15 protein-coding genes are annotated in these 15,728 nt (G+C 59.2%); 9 read left to right on the plus strand and 6 right to left on the minus strand.

The window, feature by feature from the left end:
- Positions 1-100 precede the first annotated feature (100 nt).
- Positions 101-2,131, minus strand: a complete 2,031-nt coding sequence (locus N2315_02400; protein ID MCX7828038.1) for a urocanate hydratase — start codon at positions 2,129-2,131, stop codon at positions 101-103.
- A 191-nt stretch (positions 2,132-2,322) separates the two neighbouring features.
- Here N2315_02400 and typA point away from each other — a divergent pair, with 191 nt between their 5' ends.
- On the plus strand, positions 2,323-4,188 hold the full coding sequence (typA, locus tag N2315_02405) for a translational GTPase TypA (GenBank protein MCX7828039.1): 1,866 nt from the start codon (positions 2,323-2,325) through the stop codon (positions 4,186-4,188).
- Positions 4,189-4,255: 67 nt separating this feature from the next.
- Here typA and N2315_02410 read toward each other — a convergent pair whose 3' ends face one another.
- The 4 genes from N2315_02410 to N2315_02425 are packed head-to-tail and all read right to left on the minus strand — an operon-like array spanning position 4,256 to position 7,524.
- Positions 4,256-5,347 (minus strand): glycoside hydrolase family 26 protein, encoded by a 1,092-nt coding sequence (locus N2315_02410; GenBank protein MCX7828040.1) that lies wholly within the window; start codon positions 5,345-5,347, stop codon positions 4,256-4,258.
- Positions 5,347-5,970, minus strand: coding sequence for a DedA family protein (locus N2315_02415; protein ID MCX7828041.1), 624 nt, complete (start codon positions 5,968-5,970; stop codon positions 5,347-5,349). The genes N2315_02410 and N2315_02415 overlap by 1 nt, the downstream gene beginning before the upstream one ends.
- Positions 5,971-7,158, minus strand: a complete 1,188-nt coding sequence (locus tag N2315_02420; protein MCX7828042.1) for a hypothetical protein — start codon at positions 7,156-7,158, stop codon at positions 5,971-5,973. It lies immediately after the preceding gene.
- 3 nt (positions 7,159-7,161) lie between these two features.
- A complete protein-coding gene (locus tag N2315_02425; GenBank protein MCX7828043.1) occupies positions 7,162-7,524 on the minus strand; it encodes an acylphosphatase in 363 nt (120 codons plus the stop codon).
- Positions 7,525-7,891: 367 nt separating this feature from the next.
- On the opposite strand from N2315_02425, the gene N2315_02430 reads away from it, so the two are divergent.
- Positions 7,892-8,536: a lactate utilization protein gene (locus N2315_02430; protein ID MCX7828044.1), complete on the plus strand. Its 645-nt coding sequence runs from the start codon at positions 7,892-7,894 to the stop codon at positions 8,534-8,536.
- Between the two features lie 68 nt (positions 8,537-8,604).
- Positions 8,605-9,558, plus strand: a complete 954-nt coding sequence (locus tag N2315_02435; GenBank protein MCX7828045.1) for an asparaginase — start codon at positions 8,605-8,607, stop codon at positions 9,556-9,558.
- A gap of 121 nt (positions 9,559-9,679) precedes the next feature.
- Here N2315_02435 and N2315_02440 read toward each other — a convergent pair whose 3' ends face one another.
- Positions 9,680-10,156: a YbaK/EbsC family protein gene (locus N2315_02440; GenBank protein MCX7828046.1), complete on the minus strand. Its 477-nt coding sequence runs from the start codon at positions 10,154-10,156 to the stop codon at positions 9,680-9,682.
- Between the two features lie 158 nt (positions 10,157-10,314).
- Between N2315_02440 and N2315_02445 the strand changes: the two genes are divergently transcribed.
- The 6 genes from N2315_02445 (at position 10,315) to buk (ending at position 15,699) form a co-directional block, all read left to right on the plus strand.
- The gene (locus N2315_02445; protein ID MCX7828047.1) at positions 10,315-11,250 is read left to right on the plus strand and encodes a triphosphoribosyl-dephospho-CoA synthase; all 936 of its coding nucleotides are present in this window, start codon (positions 10,315-10,317) and stop codon (positions 11,248-11,250) included.
- Positions 11,251-11,613: a helix-turn-helix domain-containing protein gene (locus N2315_02450; protein MCX7828048.1), complete on the plus strand. Its 363-nt coding sequence runs from the start codon at positions 11,251-11,253 to the stop codon at positions 11,611-11,613.
- Positions 11,585-12,031 (plus strand): ImmA/IrrE family metallo-endopeptidase, encoded by a 447-nt coding sequence (locus tag N2315_02455; GenBank protein ID MCX7828049.1) that lies wholly within the window; start codon positions 11,585-11,587, stop codon positions 12,029-12,031. The genes N2315_02450 and N2315_02455 overlap by 29 nt, the downstream gene beginning before the upstream one ends.
- A 34-nt stretch (positions 12,032-12,065) precedes the next feature.
- The gene (locus N2315_02460; protein ID MCX7828050.1) at positions 12,066-13,139 is read left to right on the plus strand and encodes a hypothetical protein; all 1,074 of its coding nucleotides are present in this window, start codon (positions 12,066-12,068) and stop codon (positions 13,137-13,139) included.
- A gap of 246 nt (positions 13,140-13,385) precedes the next feature.
- The gene (locus N2315_02465; protein ID MCX7828051.1) at positions 13,386-14,621 is read left to right on the plus strand and encodes a PLP-dependent aminotransferase family protein; all 1,236 of its coding nucleotides are present in this window, start codon (positions 13,386-13,388) and stop codon (positions 14,619-14,621) included.
- Position 14,622: 1 nt separating this feature from the next.
- Complete coding sequence (gene buk / locus N2315_02470) at positions 14,623-15,699, plus strand: butyrate kinase (protein ID MCX7828052.1); 1,077 nt, start codon at positions 14,623-14,625, stop codon at positions 15,697-15,699.
- Positions 15,700-15,728: the final 29 nt, after the last annotated feature.

Genomic DNA, 15,728 nt, shown 5'->3' on the forward strand with positions numbered 1-15,728 from the left:
GGAAGCGACGAAAGGCCGAAAGGCTGAAAGAAAAGGAGGGAGAGGGCAAGCCCTCTCCCTTTTACCATCCCTGCACGTTCCTCCGGACAAGCTTTACCGTCTATTTCCCAGAGAAAGCTCTGCTTACCAGCTCCTCCACAAGCCCCTCCTTGGGCACGTAGGGAAGGGTTATATGGTCCCGGCCGTCGGATTTCAAGTTGTACTCCCTGGACACCTCTATGGCGTTTCTGTTTCTGGCCCACGCCCGCCTGGCCACGCCTCCCATGACGTCCCAGGAGAGGGCGGACTTTATTATCTCGTCCACCCGATGGGACCCATCCAGCACCAGGCCGAAGCCTCCGTTTATGGACTTGCCTATGCCCACCCCGCCCCCGTTATGTAGGGCTATGAGGCTCATACCCCTGGCGGCGTTGCCGGCGAAACAGTGGGTGGCCATCTCCGCCATCATGTTGCTGCCGTCCTTTATGTTCGCCGTCTCCCGGAAGGGGCTGTCGGTCCCCGACACGTCGTGGTGATCCCTGCCCAGCATTATGGGCCCCACCTCTCCCTTGCGGACCATCTCGTTGAACCTAAGGGCTATCCTGACCCGACCCTCCGCGTCCTGATAGAGGATCCTGGCCTGGGTTCCCACCACCAGCTTGTTCTTCTCCGCGTCCCTTATCCAGACCCAGTTATCCCGGTCCTGGCCCCGGCGGTTCGGATCTATGCACTCCATGGCGGCCTGATCGGTCTTGCGGAGATCCTCAGGACGGCCGGACAGACACACCCAACGGAAGGGACCGTAACCGTAGTCGAAGAGCATGGGGCCCATTATGTCCTCCACGTAGGAGGGGAATATGAACCCGTCCTTGTCGTCCACGCCGTTCTTGGAGACCTCCTTGACGCCGGCGTCAAATACCGCCTTGAGGAAGGAGTTTCCGTAGTCGAAGAAGTAAGCTCCCCGCTGGGTGAGTATCTTGATAAGCTCAAAGTGCTTACGCAGGCTCTGATCCACCAGTTCGCAGAACCTGGTCCTGTCCTCCTTGAGAAGCTTCGTCCTCTCCTCGAAGGTCAACCCCTGAGGGCAGTAGCCGCCGTCGTACACCGCATGACAGGACGTCTGATCGGACAGGAGCTCAACTTTTACGTTCCTATCGACGCAGTACTGGAGAAGATCCACTATGTTGCCGTGGTAAGCGATGGACAAGGGCTCCCTCTTGGACAAAGCGTCATTGGCCCAGGCGAAGACCTCGTCCAGGTTGGACGAGCACTTGCTGACCCAACCCTGATCCAGCCTGGTCTTTATCCTGCTGTAATCCACCTCCGCCACTATTCCCACCGCTCCGGCTATCTCCGCCGCCTTCGGCTGGGCCCCGCTCATGCCGCCAAGGCCGGAGGATATGAAGAGGTGCCCTCTAAGATCCTCGTCGTCCCTTATGCCCAGCTTGAGCCTCCCGGCGTTGAGGATGGTGTTGAAGGTGCCGTGCACTATCCCCTGGGGACCTATGTACATCCATCCACCCGCGGTCATCTGGCCGTAGTTGGCCACCCCAAGCTGGGTGGCCAGGTGCCAGTCGCTTGGGTTGTCGTATATGCCCACCATGAGACCGTTGGTGATTATCACCCTTGGAGCTTCCGGATGGGACTTAAAAAGGCCCAGGGGATGCCCCGACTGGATCACCAGGGTCTGGTCCTGGGTCATCACCTGCAGGTATTTCATTATCAGGCGGTACTGCATCCAGTTCTGGCATACCTGACCGGTCTCGCCGTAGGTGACCAGCTCATAGGGATACAGGGCCACCTCAAAGTCCAGGTTGTTGTCTATCATCACCTGGAAGGCCTTCCCCTCGATGCAGCGGCCCTCGTACTGATCTATGGGCTTGCCCCATATCCTGCCCTTGGGACGGAAACGATAGCCGTATATGCGCCCCCGGGTCATAAGCTCGTTAAGGAACTCCGGGGCTAGCTTCTCGTGATACTCCTCGGGTATGTAGCGCAGGGCGTTTTTAAGCGCCACCACCGTTTGAGCCTCCGTCAAGGTAAATCCCCTGTCCGGGGCCCTCCTTATGCCGGGCTCAAAGGGGGGTATCTCGTCGGGTATCTCGTCCAACCTGACCGTCATGGCCTGCCTTATGTCCTGGTTCGACAGCATGCGGATCTCCTCCTTGTTGGAAGGTCTTGGATCTTCCGCAAATTCTAAACCATACCTCAATCAACGTCAAATATGCGTCTATAAATCATCAAAAAACCACCCCCACCCCAAGACCGCACAACTTCAAGGTTTTTGTGGTATTCTAGTAAATTGCGCTCCAAAGAGGGCAAAATCAAAGAGGAAAAGAAGGTATGTCTACGATGAAACCCCATGAGATGATAAGAAACGTGGCCATAATAGCCCACATAGACCACGGCAAGACCACGCTGATAGACTCCATCTTCAAGGCCGCCAGGACCTTCAGGGAAAACGCCAGGCTTTCGGAGAGGATAATGGACAGCAACGACCTGGAGAGGGAAAGGGGCATAACCATAAAGGCCAAACACTGCACCGTAACCTGGGGGGACTACAAGATAAACATAGTGGACACCCCAGGACACGCGGATTTCTCCGGCGAGGTGGAACGGGTGCTCTCCCTGGTGGACTCCGCCCTGCTGCTGGTGGACGCCGTTGAAGGCCCCATGCCACAGACCAGGTACGTTCTGTCCCGGGCCCTTAAGATGGGGCTTCGTCCCATCGTCATCGTAAACAAGGTGGACCGCCCACACGGGGACCCCTCCGCGGCGCTCAACAAGACGTTCGACCTCTTCGTGGAGCTAGGCGCCTCGGACGAGCAGTGCGACTTCCCCATCCTGTACGGATCGGGCTTGAACGGATGGGTGGTGAAGGACCTTAACTCCCCAAGGGAGGGCATGGAGGACCTCTTCGACACCATAATCCGTTTCGTACCCCCACCCAAGGCGGACCCCGACGGCGACTTCCTCATGCAGGTCTGCACCCTGGCCTGGAGCGACTACTTGGGACAGATAGGCTGCGGCAAGATACTAAGCGGAACTATTAGACGCTCCAAGAGGCTGAACCAGGTGAGGGTGGCTTGGACGGACCGGCAAAGGGGGGAGTTCCAGACCATATGGTCCGGGGAGACATCCTGCGAGCACCTCTTCGTCACCCAGGGGCTTGAACGGGTTGAGGTGGAGGAAGCCGGCGCGGGAGACATAGTTTGGTTCTCCGGCCCCGACGAGATAGCCCTGGGGGACACCTTCATGGATACCCAGTCCCAATCGTCCCCCCTTCCGCCCCTCGACGTGGAGGAACCCACCGTATCCATGTTCTTCCTCGTCAACAACGGCCCCTTCGCCGGCAAGGAGGGACAGGCGGTGACATTAAGGCAGCTCAAGGCAAGGCTTGAGCGGGAGAGCAAGACCGACGTGGCCCTAAAGGTGGAGGACGCGGGACGCCACGACGGCCTTAAGGTATCCGGCAGGGGGGAGCTTCACCTGGCCATCCTCATAGAGGAGATGCGCCGGGAAGGGATGGAGTTCTGCGTCTCAAGGCCCGAGGTCATAACCTCCAGGGACGACAACGGCAACCTGCAAGAGCCCGTCGAGGAGCTCACCATAGACGTGCCAGAGGAGTTTCAGGGCACGGTGATCCAGAAGCTGGCGCTTCGCAAGGGAGAGATGGTCTCCATGGAAAACCACGGCACCGGCACCGTGAGGCTAAGCTACGTGATCCCCACAAGGGGGCTCATAGGCTACAGGGGCGAGTTCCTCACCGACACCAAGGGCCTTGGCACCATGTCCAGCCGGGTCATCGGCCACGCCCCCTGGGCGGGGGAGATATCCGGCCGCGCCAGGGGGTCCATGATAAGCGTTGACGACGGCCAGGCCACATCCTACGCACTGGAAAACCTGCAGGTCCGGGGCACCCTCTTCGTATCCCCAGGGGAAGAGGTCTACTGCGGAATGGTGGTGGGGGAGCACTCCAGGGGCAACGACCTGCCCTGCAACCCAGCCAAGAAGAAGCAGCTAACAAACCATCGCTCCGCCACCAAGGACGCCACGGTCATCCTTAACGCCCCCAAGCAGCTCACCGTGGAAGGGGCCCTGGAATGGATAGCCGACGACGAGCTGGTGGAGATAACCCCTTCCTCCATAAGGATAAGGAAGGCCATACTGGACCCCAACGAGAGGAAGAAGGCATCTAAGGCCCTGTAGCCCCTGGCAAGGGGTAGGTTCTTGAAGTTAAAAAACAAGCCCGGGGACGCCACGCCCCGGGCTTAGCTCATTCTACAGTTTTAGGGGGCGAACCAATCCTTGGAACGGTTACGAAGTCCTCCAACCCCGCCCACCTGCGGTAAGCCTCCTGGGATTTTGGCGACGAACCTAGGTCCAGCCCCGAAGGGGACCCATCGGGCTTAAGGGCCTTGTCCCACCAGGCCACCGCCCTCAACCCCCTGTGCCGTTCCGCAAGAAAAGCCCTGAAGGCATCCTCTATCCAAAGGGGCTTATTAATATCAGGCCCATCCGCCACCGACCACTCAAGGACGGCCAGAGGCTTCGACCTGGATATGCCCCTTAGCCTCGTGATGGCGCGATCCAACAGGCCGTCCATGCCCCTGAGGGGCCTAGTGCCCAACCGGCCGTAAAGGCTCACCCCCATCCAGTCCACCACGTGGTCTCCGGGATAGTAAAACCTCCCCTGGTTCCAAGGCGCATCGGGACCAGGCCGCTCCGCCAGGTGAAAGACCCACGTCACGTTACGGGTCCCCTGGGCGTCAAATATCCCTACAAATCGCCTGAAGGCATCCCTGAACCGCTCCGGTCCGTCCGGAACCTTGAGGTCCCCGTAACCGTCGGTCACGCTCCCCCCGTTAAAACGCCCCGACCAAGGGAACCACCCGCCGTCCGCCTCGGGGCCGAAGGTGATCATCACCGGGAAGCCAAGGGCCCTCACTTCCCTCGCCGCCTCCGCTATCTGACGGTCGTAAACCCCATCAAGTATCCTCCTAAGGCTTATCTTCCACTCCGGCCGGTTCTGAACCCTTTGGGACCAGGGCATGACCCCTATCAATGGAACTATTCCCCTGTTCCACAGGGCCCTGCACTGATCCGCCGGGAACTTGGACTCCCCGTCCCAGTTCCAGCTTAGGTACATCCATGCCATGCCCCTGCCGGTAAGGGCCACGAAGCGGTCCAACTCCTCCTCCATCAGGACGTCGTCATAGGGACCGGAGTAGGGGTGTGCCGAAAGGTAAATCCCCCTCTCCGGAGGCAGTACCTTGAGTGTCTCCAGTCCAGCGGCCCCGGCGGCCATAAGGGTGGTCAACATAAGGCCCCCTGCGGCCAAGGCCCCAAGGGACCGCACAAAGCCCATCAGGAAGCCTCCTTCTTGCCCTTCTTAATCGATAAGGCCACGTACACAGCTACCAAGAGGGCGACGAAGGCTATTAGCCCAAAGGACGCCCGGCCCACCGCCCTGTGCACCATTTCCTGGTTGCTGCCGAACCAATACCCCGCCAGGGCAAGGACCACCACCCATATGCCAGAACCCAGGGCGGTGTAGAAGGAGAAGGACCATAGGGACATCCTGGAGACCCCGGCGGGAAGGGATATGTACTGCCTTATGACCGGCAGGAGCCGCCCGGTGAAGGTGCTCACGTGGCCGTGTCGGGCAAAGAACCTCTCCGCCTTGTCCAAGGCCGACGGGGTGACCCCAAAGTAACGTCCGTACCTCTCGAAGAAGGGTCGCCCAAACCTGACCGCCACCCAATAGTTGAACCAAGCCCCCAAAAGGCTCCCCAATATCCCGGAGGCTATAACCGCCCATAGGTTCATCCTTCCAAGGCTCGCCAGATACCCCGCCGGGGGGACCACCACCTCGCTTGGGAAAGGAAAGAACGAGGACTCCAAGAACATGAGGCCCACCACCCCTGGGTACCCCATCTTGCCTATGGTTCCCACAAGAAAATCCACCAGATGATGCAGAATATCCGTCAACTACAACTCTCCCCTCATCCTATCCACCCAAAGATCCAGGTTAAAATCCCCAAAGATCCCGCTCACCCAATCGGGGGAACCGCCCCCCTTAAGACCAAGGTCCCTGTTCCCCTTAAGCCATTTGGAGAGGTCCAGCGCCACATCCCCACCGCGGCAAATGGCAAAACGATTTGTCCCGCCGCTAAGACACACCCCAACGGCGATGCACTTGGGATCCTCCGCCGCCTTGGCCCTTAGCGGATGGGTCATCATCTCCGACGGAAGATCCCCCAAGGACAAGAGATCCATCACGAAGATGTTTACCCCCTTAAGACGTACCTCGTTCATCGGGAAAACTAGAAAGGGCCTAAGCCTCTCCAGCAGCTTTCCCTTGGACTTTGCATCCTCCTTTGCGCTCATATAAACCTTCTCTATCTCATCGGGCTGACAACCCACGTCCCTGGAGAAACGGCGTACCAGCCGGCTCCAACGGTTGATCAGTCGGGACCTCACTGGCTCCACGGTGTACCTGACCTCCCATCGGGAAGGGGACCCCTTAAAACCGGTCACCAATACCCCGCCGATCTGGGACGTCCGCTCCACGTGCAAACCGCAACAGGCCACCCGATCGTAATCGCCGAGACTTACCACCCTAACTAAGTCCGGCATGTCCATCTGCAACCGCTCCCAGTTGGCCTTGAGGGACTCATCCCGCAAGGCATCCTCTCCGCTGAGCTCCTCTATCCGCACCGTTAGGTCCCTAGCTATGACCCAGTTGGCCTCGTCCTCCGCAAGCCAAAGCTTATCCCACGTAAGTTCCTCCGGATAGTCCAGGGTTATTAACCCCTCCTCATCGGCGATGTTAACCTTGAAGACCCTGAGACCCTGAAAGTTCCTCTCCAAGGCCCTGGACAAGGCGTGCTCCCCGGAGTGCATCCGAGCAACCCAATCCCGCCACTCAATGTCCACCTGGATTTGAACCTCCGCCCCCGGCACCACACGGTCTAACGATCCCTCAAGCACCTTCGCGGTTATAACCGCCTCGTCTGCCTTGCCGCGGCAATCCACCACCTCAAGGTTGAAACCGTCCCCCCTTATAAAACCCCTGCCGCCGGGCTGCCCTCCGCCGGCCAGGTGAAAGGGGTTGGGGTCCAATGACACGAAAAGCAACTCCCCCTTGGACTCCACGGAACTTATGACCCCGTTCAACACTCACTCCCCCTCTCCAACCGTGGGAAGCACCCGAAAGCCCTCCTGCTCCCCCACGGCTTCCAACGGTACCTCCCGGCACTCGAAACGCTCCACCCGGGCCCAGGGGGGCCCCTGCTCAATCAGCCCGCAAAGGGCCTCCACCGCCGACGGCTTCCCAACCAACAGGGCCTCCACCGACTCAAGTCCCACGTTCCTCACAAAGCCTCTCACCCCCATGGCCAGGGCCTTCATCTGAACAAACCGTCTAAACCCCACGCCCTGGACATGGCCGGTAACTAAAACCCTCCGGGCCACCACATGTTCCCTTTGGGAAAACTCATCCTGGAAGTCCACCACCCAAACACCTCCACGGGGCTGATCCACCAAGGGCTGCATAACGCTCCGCCACGTTCTCCTACACGACGAACCAGTTGAAGATCATACGCAAGACCGGATCTATAGCGCAAGGGCATGGAAGCCGCAAACCATGGGCTCTGCGGTTGCGGCGTGAAAGGGTTATAATCCTCGTAATGCTCAGAGGAGGAAACCATGGGCCGGGATCTTAAGGGAGTACAATGGCCAAGATGACGGTCCTGTTATCCAAAGCCTCGGCGATTTTGGCAAATGGCTGAAGCGTGGGTATACAAAGCCCGCCTTAAGCGTTAAGGGCTGATGACGTATGGAGCCGCTAAGTCAAGATTTTTCTAGTATCCGGTGAAGCAGTTTTATCCAGGAGGTGACCCAGGCAAAGATGGCTGATCTCATGTCGCATAAGGCCAAGGCCGATGAGGTGCTGGCGGAGGGCGTGGCCCAGAAGCTTCGAGGCAGGGGGTTCCAGGCGTGGGTGGTAAGGGATGCCCAGGAGGCGTTGGCCAAGGTGCTTGAGCTGGTGCCCGAAGGGGCGTCGGTAGGCATACCTGGGAGCGTAACCATAAGGCAGATAGGTCTTCCCGAGGCACTGGACAGGCGGGGCAACCGGGTCATTCACCACTGGAAAGAGATGACGCCGGAGGAGCGCAAGAGGGTTCTTGTGGAGGAGATATGCGCCGACGTGTTCCTGTCCAGCGTCAACGCCCTCTCACAAGAGGGGCTCATCGTGAACGTTGACGGCACGGGCAACCGCGTGGCGGGCATCTCCTTCGGCCCCGGCAAGCTGATCCTGGTAGCGGGGATCAACAAGATAACCTGGGACCTGGAATCAGCCCTTAAGCGAGCTAAGGCCTCCGCGGCCCCCAACGGGCTAAGGCTGAACTCTTCGGTACCGTGCGCCAAGACCGGGACCTGCGTGGACTGCCAAGTACCGGATAGGATGTGTCGGGTGGTGTCCATACTTGAGAGGTGTCCCGCCGGAAGGGATGCCCACGTTATAATCGTCCTCCAGGAACTGGGATACTGAACGGCTGCATCAAGTGCCACCGAGCCCAGCTCCGGTCCTCATGGATCACGAACGCAAGGAGGCAAGCGATGAGATCTAAAAAGACGGCACTGGTTTTCGCCGGAAGCCCATCTCTGGCGGACCTTTCATCATCGGATTCACTGAAGGCGACCATAGGCCTGCCTTCGGAGATGGGAGATCTGGAGGTAGTAGAGTGGAGCCGACAGCCCAGCAGCCACTACACCATACGGGTAACCACCGACCTGCTGGAGCTCTTAAGATCCCTGGTAAACGAGGGCTTCGACGGCATAGCGGTGGCGAGCGGCACCGACGTGATGGAGGAGATGGCCTACCTGGTGGACCTGCTTTGGCCGTATCCGCAGCCGGTGGTGTTCGCCGGGTTGGGGTCTCCGGCAAGGCACGGCAGCAACGAGGGAGTCATAAACCTGCGTCAGGCGGTTTTATCCGCCTCCTCCGAGGAGTGCTGGGGGATGGGGGTCACCATCTTCTCCCGAGGGGAGCTCTTCGCCGCCTCCGAGGCTTGTAAATACTACAGCCATCGGGGGCATGACTTCGCCGCTCCCGGCATGGGCCCGGTGGGCGAGGTGGTTCAAAACAGGGTGTACGTTAACAGGATACCCAAGAGGCCAAGGGTCATAGACAGACCGGTGGTACCCGCCAAGGACGTGGAGGTTCTCTACGCATCTTTGGGGGGCGGAGAGCTGGTGCTGGGACATCTATCCAGGGACGAATCCCTGAAGGGCCTGGTGCTTGGGGGCTTTGGGACCGGCAATGTGCCGCCCCCTTGGATACCGCACCTTAAGAACATAATCCGCCGCAGGGTCCCGGTGGTAATAACCTCCCGCTGCCAGTTGGGCAGGGTGCTGCCCCTTTACGATTTCGAAGGATCCGCCAAGAGGCTCATAGACATGGGGGCCATAGACGGCGGCACGCTAAGACCCGTCCAGGCTAGGCTCCGCCTGTCCGTGGCGGTGGGAGCCGGCATGGAGGAACAGCAGATAAGGGAGTACATGTTGAGCTAGCCCCAAAGGGTAGAAACGCCGGCCCAAGGACCTAAAGCTAAAGGCTGCGGCTCCTTGGACCGGCGTGGTCTTTCACGTCATCGCCGCGTAAGCCCAACGCAAAGGCCCCATCAAGCCTTCTTTATTTTTTTATATCCCCCACCGAAGCTCCAGTGTAACCCTTAAGCTCCTCCGGGGACACGGGGAAGAAAGAGTGGTCATCGCCCGCCGCAGCCCAGACGACATCGTAAAGGAACAGGTCCTCGTCCATGAGGGCCCTTATGGGGAACTGATACCCCACCGGCGGCACGCCTCCGGGCTTGAAGGGGGTAAGGGCCACCACTTCATCGTAAGTGGCCATCCGAATCCTTTTGAGCCCCAAAAGCCCCGCGGCCTTCTTAAGGTCCAAACGGTTAGTGCCGCTCATAAGTGCCAACACCAGCTCCCCCCGGTCCATGAGGAGGATGCTCTTAAGGATCCTGCCCTCCTCCACCCCAACGGCCCTTGAGGCGTCCTGCACGGTGTGGATCGTTTCCGCTGACTTAAAGACCCTTCCGCCATACCCCATCTCCTTAAGCCTGGACTCCACGAGCTCCACCGCATCGGGGGAACATGCCATCGTTAAGACCTCCTTGCACAAAAGTATAAGGCCAACATCTGATATACTCTTCCGAGCCAAAGTTTAGCACTCAGCGAAGGGTAAGCCTCAGTTTCAAGGTTCCAACATCCCCAAGGATCCGGGGGCTGGCTCAAAAATCCAGAAAGGGGCGTGATCCGGTGAAGAGTAGGGCCGATCACCTATCCACCATGATAGGCTGCGCCGCCGCCTGGGCCTCCGCAACGGAGGTGCTTATATGCCCCAAGCCAGGCCTGGTGGATCCCAGCGATCCGGGCTGCCACGACGACATGGACTGGACCCACTTCCTTTTGAGCTGTTCGGCCCTGGCGGGCTTTTGGAGCAGGCAGGCCCAGGTGGGGCTCATGGGCATGACCGGGGAGGCGGCCCTTGGAACGCTAAGGCGGAACGGACTTGAGATGGAGCGGGCCATGTTCGAAGCCACCGGCGGGGTGAACACCCACAAGGGGTTGATCTTCGCCCTGTCGCTGTGGGTCTACGGGGCGGGCAGTTGCGCAATCAATGGGTTGCCGCTGGACGTGGCCCTCATGGGCTCCGCCGCGGCGGGACCAGCGGCGGGCCTTGTGGAGAGGGAACTTAGGCCATTGAAGGACGGTCCTGGTAGAAAACCGCATCTCACCCACGGGGAAAGGCTTTACCTGGAACACTCGGTCACCGGCATAAGGGGTGAGGCGGAGGCGGGATTCCCCACGGTGGTTAATCGCGTGTACCCGGCGGTCAAGGAATGGCTTTCCAAGGGGGCATCCCTTAACAACGCGGCCCTCATGGGGCTCCTTTCCGCCATGGAGGCTTGCGAGGACAGCAACGTGATACACCGGGGAGGATACGAATTCTGGAACGGAGCCTACAGACAGGCGGTTAGAAACGCCCTCCGGGAGTTCAGCCCCCTGTCAGGGGACTACTCCCCAATCATGCGGCTTGACCTTGAGCTAAAGGAGGCCGGAGTAAGCCCCGGGGGTGCGGCGGATCTTCTTGCCTGCGGGCTATTTGCCCTTATGCTGGCGGACAAAGAGTTGATAACTCAAACAAACGGACATATACTGCTAGATAACATCAAGCGAAATGGGGGTGATTAGATGAGCCTTGGCATGAGGGTAAAGACCCTTCGACTGGCCAAGGGGCTCACTCAGCAGAAGCTGGCGGACATGATAAACGTCAGCCGAATATACGTTCAAGCCATAGAGAGCAACCGCAGGAAGCCCTCCATGGACCTTCTTGAGCGGTTGGCGGAGGCGTTGGACGCCACCCCGGCGGACCTGATGAGGGCCCCATCCGACGGAGGGGGCAGGATGCAGCTGGAGGAGGTTTTGTCGTCCGGAGAGGTGGAGGTCTGGTACAGGAGCAGAAAGCTCTCCCCCAAGGACATGAAGCGCATCCACCGGCTGGTGGAAACTGTTCTAGAGGAATGGGATGAGGAAGAGGAAGGAGACCGAGTTTAAGGGGGGTTCCATGGGCTGCCGTATGGACTTTCCGTCTCCGCCGGAGGAGCTGCCCCGGTGGGCATTGGAGGAGGCCAAGAGGTGGCAGAGGAAGGACGAGTTCGACGTGTTGGTCATGGCGGAGGAACTGTGCGGCCGCTCCCTTGAGGTTCGGTACACTGAGCTGCCCGACGGCATGTGGGGGTTTCACATCTGCAGGACCTCCAGGGGGGCCATACTGATAAACTCGTCCCTCCCCCCCTTCTGGAGGCGCTTTACCCTCTTCCACGAGGTGTACCACATAATCCACCACCCCAAGGGGCAGGCATTCTTCGATAGGACCCTTCAACCCCTAAGCCGCTTTGAGCAGGAGGCGGACCACTTTGCCTGGGCCGCGGTATGGCCCGAGTGGATAGAGGGGGACTACCGGGACTGGTGATATACCCTACCTTGAAGGCAGGAGGTGCTATCCTTTGGCATCTTTGGAAACCGTGCGGAAACTCTTTGAGCCCCCCAACGTTGGTGGCGTTACGCTTACCTGCCGTTTCGTGGCCTCCGCCATGACAACCGAGGCTTTTAAGCCATGGCCCTCCGACAGGGCCCTTAGGTTTTACCGTTCCATTGGGGCGGGTGGCGCCGGAGCGGTAATAACCGGTGAGTTCCAGGTGGACAGGCTGGAGAGCGACAAGGCCCACAGAGACGGCTTCGTAGGGTTTGTGGAACGGCTGAGCGCTCTCTTAAGGGATGTGAGCTGCCCCCTGGTAGTTCAGCTGGGACACTCAAGCCACAGGACACACAACGTGCCCCAATTCATGGGGCCCAAGGGACCGCTTCCCGGCGAGGTGGACCCGCTCAGGGTGGCCCAGGCGTTTGGCCGCTTCGCCCAAAAAGCTTTTGAGGCGGGAGCCTCGGCGGTGCAGATCCGTTGCTGCCACGGGAGCCTCCTGGACTCTTTCTTAACGGCTCAACCTAACCCACCGGGCATCAAGAACCCCTGGGAGCCGGCGGCAATGGTCCTTGACACGTGTCTTCCCCATGGACCCGTATGGGTCAAGGTTGGGTTAGGAGAGGAGGTACCGGAGGGCTACGGGGTTGAAGAGGGGCTCACGCTTGCGCTGGAGCTGGCGAAGAGAGGCGCACACCTCATAGAGGTCACCTCCGGCACGTTTGCATCAAAGCCTCCCCTTGGGACGTTGAGGCTTGGGGTATCATCGGGGGAAAGCGAAGCCCACTTGGCGCCGCAGTGCCGCCGTCTTTCGACGGCCCTAAGGGAACTCAAACTCAACACCCACGTGATGCTGTCAGGCGGCATTAGGAGCATTGAGCGCGCCGCGGATCTGCTTGAGGAGGGCGTCTGCTCGGCGGTTTCAATGGGAAGGCCCTTCATAGCGGAATCGGATCTGGTGAACCGCTGGAAGGAAGACGACCGCCGGCCCTCCGCGTGCTTCTCGTGCAACGCCTGCGTGGCGAATGGCGTTGAATTTGCAACCTGTCCCGTCATGAGGGAAAAGGAAGAGAACTTTTGGAACTTGAGAAGCCCCGATTGACCTAAAAAACTCAAAATTTAGAAACTTCAAATCCATTGGATTGACAATCATAACCCACAAGTTTAAACTTACTAGCGGAGGGTAAGCGTGATACCTAAAGCTTGACGCAAAAATCACATAAAAACCTTGACTCTTCTTGTTTCTCACGCTGTCACAAAGAAGCGCCAAAGCCAGGGCTTTAGAGGCACCCTTTTACGGCGTCCGCCGTGGCCCAAGGGGCATAAAAGAGACGAAGGAGTGGGTATCATGTCATTGGAAGACAAGCTGTCGGAAGTGGGACTGAACTTGAGATCCTCCATCATCAGGGAGCTTTTGAAGTTCGCCGCCTCTCCGGAGGCCATATCCTTCGGCGGAGGAGTCCCGGACCCTAACACCTTCCCCCGTCACGAGCTGGCCCAGATAGCCAAGGAGGTAATCGAGCAGGATTACTCCTACACGCTGCAGTACAACACCACCGAAGGGGACGACCTCTTAGCTCAGGAGATGGCCAAGCTGCTCCACAGGACCTACGGCATCGACGGAATCCAGAGGGATCAGATGCTATTCACCACCGGCTCGCAGCAGGCCCTGGACCTCATGGCTCGTATATTCCTCGACAAGGACAGCATATGCTTCATGGAGTTCCCCGCGTACCTTGGGGCGGTGAGCGCCTTCAGGATGTCGTTCCCAAGGTTCGAAACCGTTCCAATTGAGGACGACGGCATGGACGTGGACTACCTTGAAAGGCGCCTTAAGGAGATCGACGCCCAGGGGGAGATAAACAAGGTAAAGTTCATTTACACCGTCCCCAACTTCCACAACCCCGCCAGCGTCACCATGAGCCTTGAGAAGCGCAAGCGGCTCATAGAGATCTGCGACCGCTACGACATCCTCATCCTTGAGGACGACCCCTACGGGATGCTCCGTTTCAGCGGGGAACCCCAGCCCTCCCTTTACAGGCTTGCGGGCCCCGATCGGGTGGTCCTGCTTAACACCTTCAGCAAGGTTCTTACCCCAGGGCTTAGGATCGGCGTGATCCTGGGCAGGTCCGACATAGTGCGCAGGGCCACCATGGCCAAGCAGGCCATGGACCTCTGCTGCCCCAGCCTTACTCAGCGCATAGCCGCGCGGTACCTGAACCGCTACGACATAGTGGAGCAGATAAGGCCCGGCATAGAGCTTTATCGCTCCAAGAAGGACACCATGATAAAGGCCCTGAACGAGGATTTCTCGGTCATAGAGGGCGCCAAGTGGATAGACCCGGAGGGCGGCCTTTTCGTTTGGATCACCCTGCCCCAGGGTTTCGACACCATAGGGATGTTCGACGTGGCGAAGTCCAAGAACGTCTACTACATACCCGGCGAGGCGTTCTCCATCGAAAAGACCCCGTCCACTTCCATGAGGCTGTCCTTCTGTCTGCCGCCGGAGGGGAAGATAGTCGAGGGCGTAAGGCGCCTTAGGGACGTCATCGTGGAGTACGGCAAGCAAAAGGGGCTGATGTAGCATGAAGATATTGGTCATCAATCCCGGATCCAGCAGCACCAAGGTCGCCATCTTCAACGGCAAGGAGAAGGTGGCGCAGGAGAACTTGAGCCACCCGGCGAACGAACTGGATCGCTACGAATCACTCATGGACCAAAGGGAGCTCCGGGAGAAGGCCATATCGGATTTCCTAACCAGGAACGGCCTTTCGGTTGATCAGCTGGACGCCATAGCAGCCCGGGGAGGGATACTGCCCCCGCTGGAGAGCGGCACGTACCAGGTCAACCATGAGATGGAGGATTACCTCCTCCACCACGCTAAAGTCCAGCATGCCTCAAACCTCGCGGCGGTCATAGGCCTTGACATGGCCCGGAAGGCCAAGAAGGAAGTACCGGTGTACGTGACCGACCCGGTCAGCGTGGACGAGATGGAGGACGTGGCAAGGATCTCGGGGATAAAGGACCTTGAGAGAAAGTGTCTGTCCCACATATCCAACATGCGGGTGGTGGGCATCAAGGTGGCGGAAGAGGAGCTCAAGGCGCCATTTCATGAGACCAACATGGTGATAGCCCACCTGGGGGGCGGCATATCGGTGGCCCCCTTTGAAAAGGGGCGCATGTTCGACGTTAACAACGCCAACGACGAGGGCCCCTTCAGCGTGGAGCGCTCCGGGGAACTGCCGGTGGGAGACGTGGTGAAGACGGCCTACTCCGGCAAGTACACCAAGGATCAGCTGAAGAAGACCTTCGTCGGCAAGGGGGGACTGGTGGCTTATCTTGGGACGAACGACCTAAGGGAGGCGTTCAAGATGTCTCAAGAGGACCCCAAGGCCCTGGAGGTTATCGAGGCCATGGCTTACCAGATAGCCCAGGAGATAGGGGCCATGTGCGTGGCCCTCAAGGGCAAGGTGGACTGCATTGTCATAACCGGCGGCATGGCCCACAGCGGCGACTTCATCAACATGATACGAAGCTACGTGGACCGGTTCGCTAAGGTGTTCGTAGTTCCCGGGGAGATGGAGATGGAGGCTCTGGCCTACGGAGCCCTCCGGGTCATGACCGGCCAGGAGAGGGCCCGGTCCTGGACGTTCAAGGCTTAGCCCTTGGCGTGTCGGCAACGAACCATAAG

Origin of the sequence: Thermanaerothrix sp. (assembly GCA_026417795.1) — a bacterium.
Classification (GTDB): domain Bacteria; phylum Synergistota; class Synergistia; order Synergistales; family Synergistaceae; genus Thermanaerovibrio.

Coding starts and splice junctions, on each gene's coding strand:
- N2315_02430 (MCX7828044.1), top strand. CDS start 7,892: ATGGCTGATCTCATGTCGCATAAGGCCAAGGCCGATGAGGTGCTGGCG.
- N2315_02450 (MCX7828048.1), top strand. CDS start 11,251: ATGAGCCTTGGCATGAGGGTAAAGACCCTTCGACTGGCCAAGGGGCTC.
- N2315_02440 (MCX7828046.1), bottom strand. CDS start 10,156: ATGGCATGTTCCCCCGATGCGGTGGAGCTCGTGGAGTCCAGGCTTAAG.
- typA (MCX7828039.1), top strand. CDS start 2,323: ATGTCTACGATGAAACCCCATGAGATGATAAGAAACGTGGCCATAATA.
- N2315_02465 (MCX7828051.1), top strand. CDS start 13,386: ATGTCATTGGAAGACAAGCTGTCGGAAGTGGGACTGAACTTGAGATCC.
- buk (MCX7828052.1), top strand. CDS start 14,623: ATGAAGATATTGGTCATCAATCCCGGATCCAGCAGCACCAAGGTCGCC.
- N2315_02455 (MCX7828049.1), top strand. CDS start 11,585: ATGAGGAAGAGGAAGGAGACCGAGTTTAAGGGGGGTTCCATGGGCTGC.
- N2315_02400 (MCX7828038.1), bottom strand. CDS start 2,131: ATGCTGTCGAACCAGGACATAAGGCAGGCCATGACGGTCAGGTTGGAC.
- N2315_02435 (MCX7828045.1), top strand. CDS start 8,605: ATGAGATCTAAAAAGACGGCACTGGTTTTCGCCGGAAGCCCATCTCTG.
- N2315_02410 (MCX7828040.1), bottom strand. CDS start 5,347: ATGGGCTTTGTGCGGTCCCTTGGGGCCTTGGCCGCAGGGGGCCTTATG.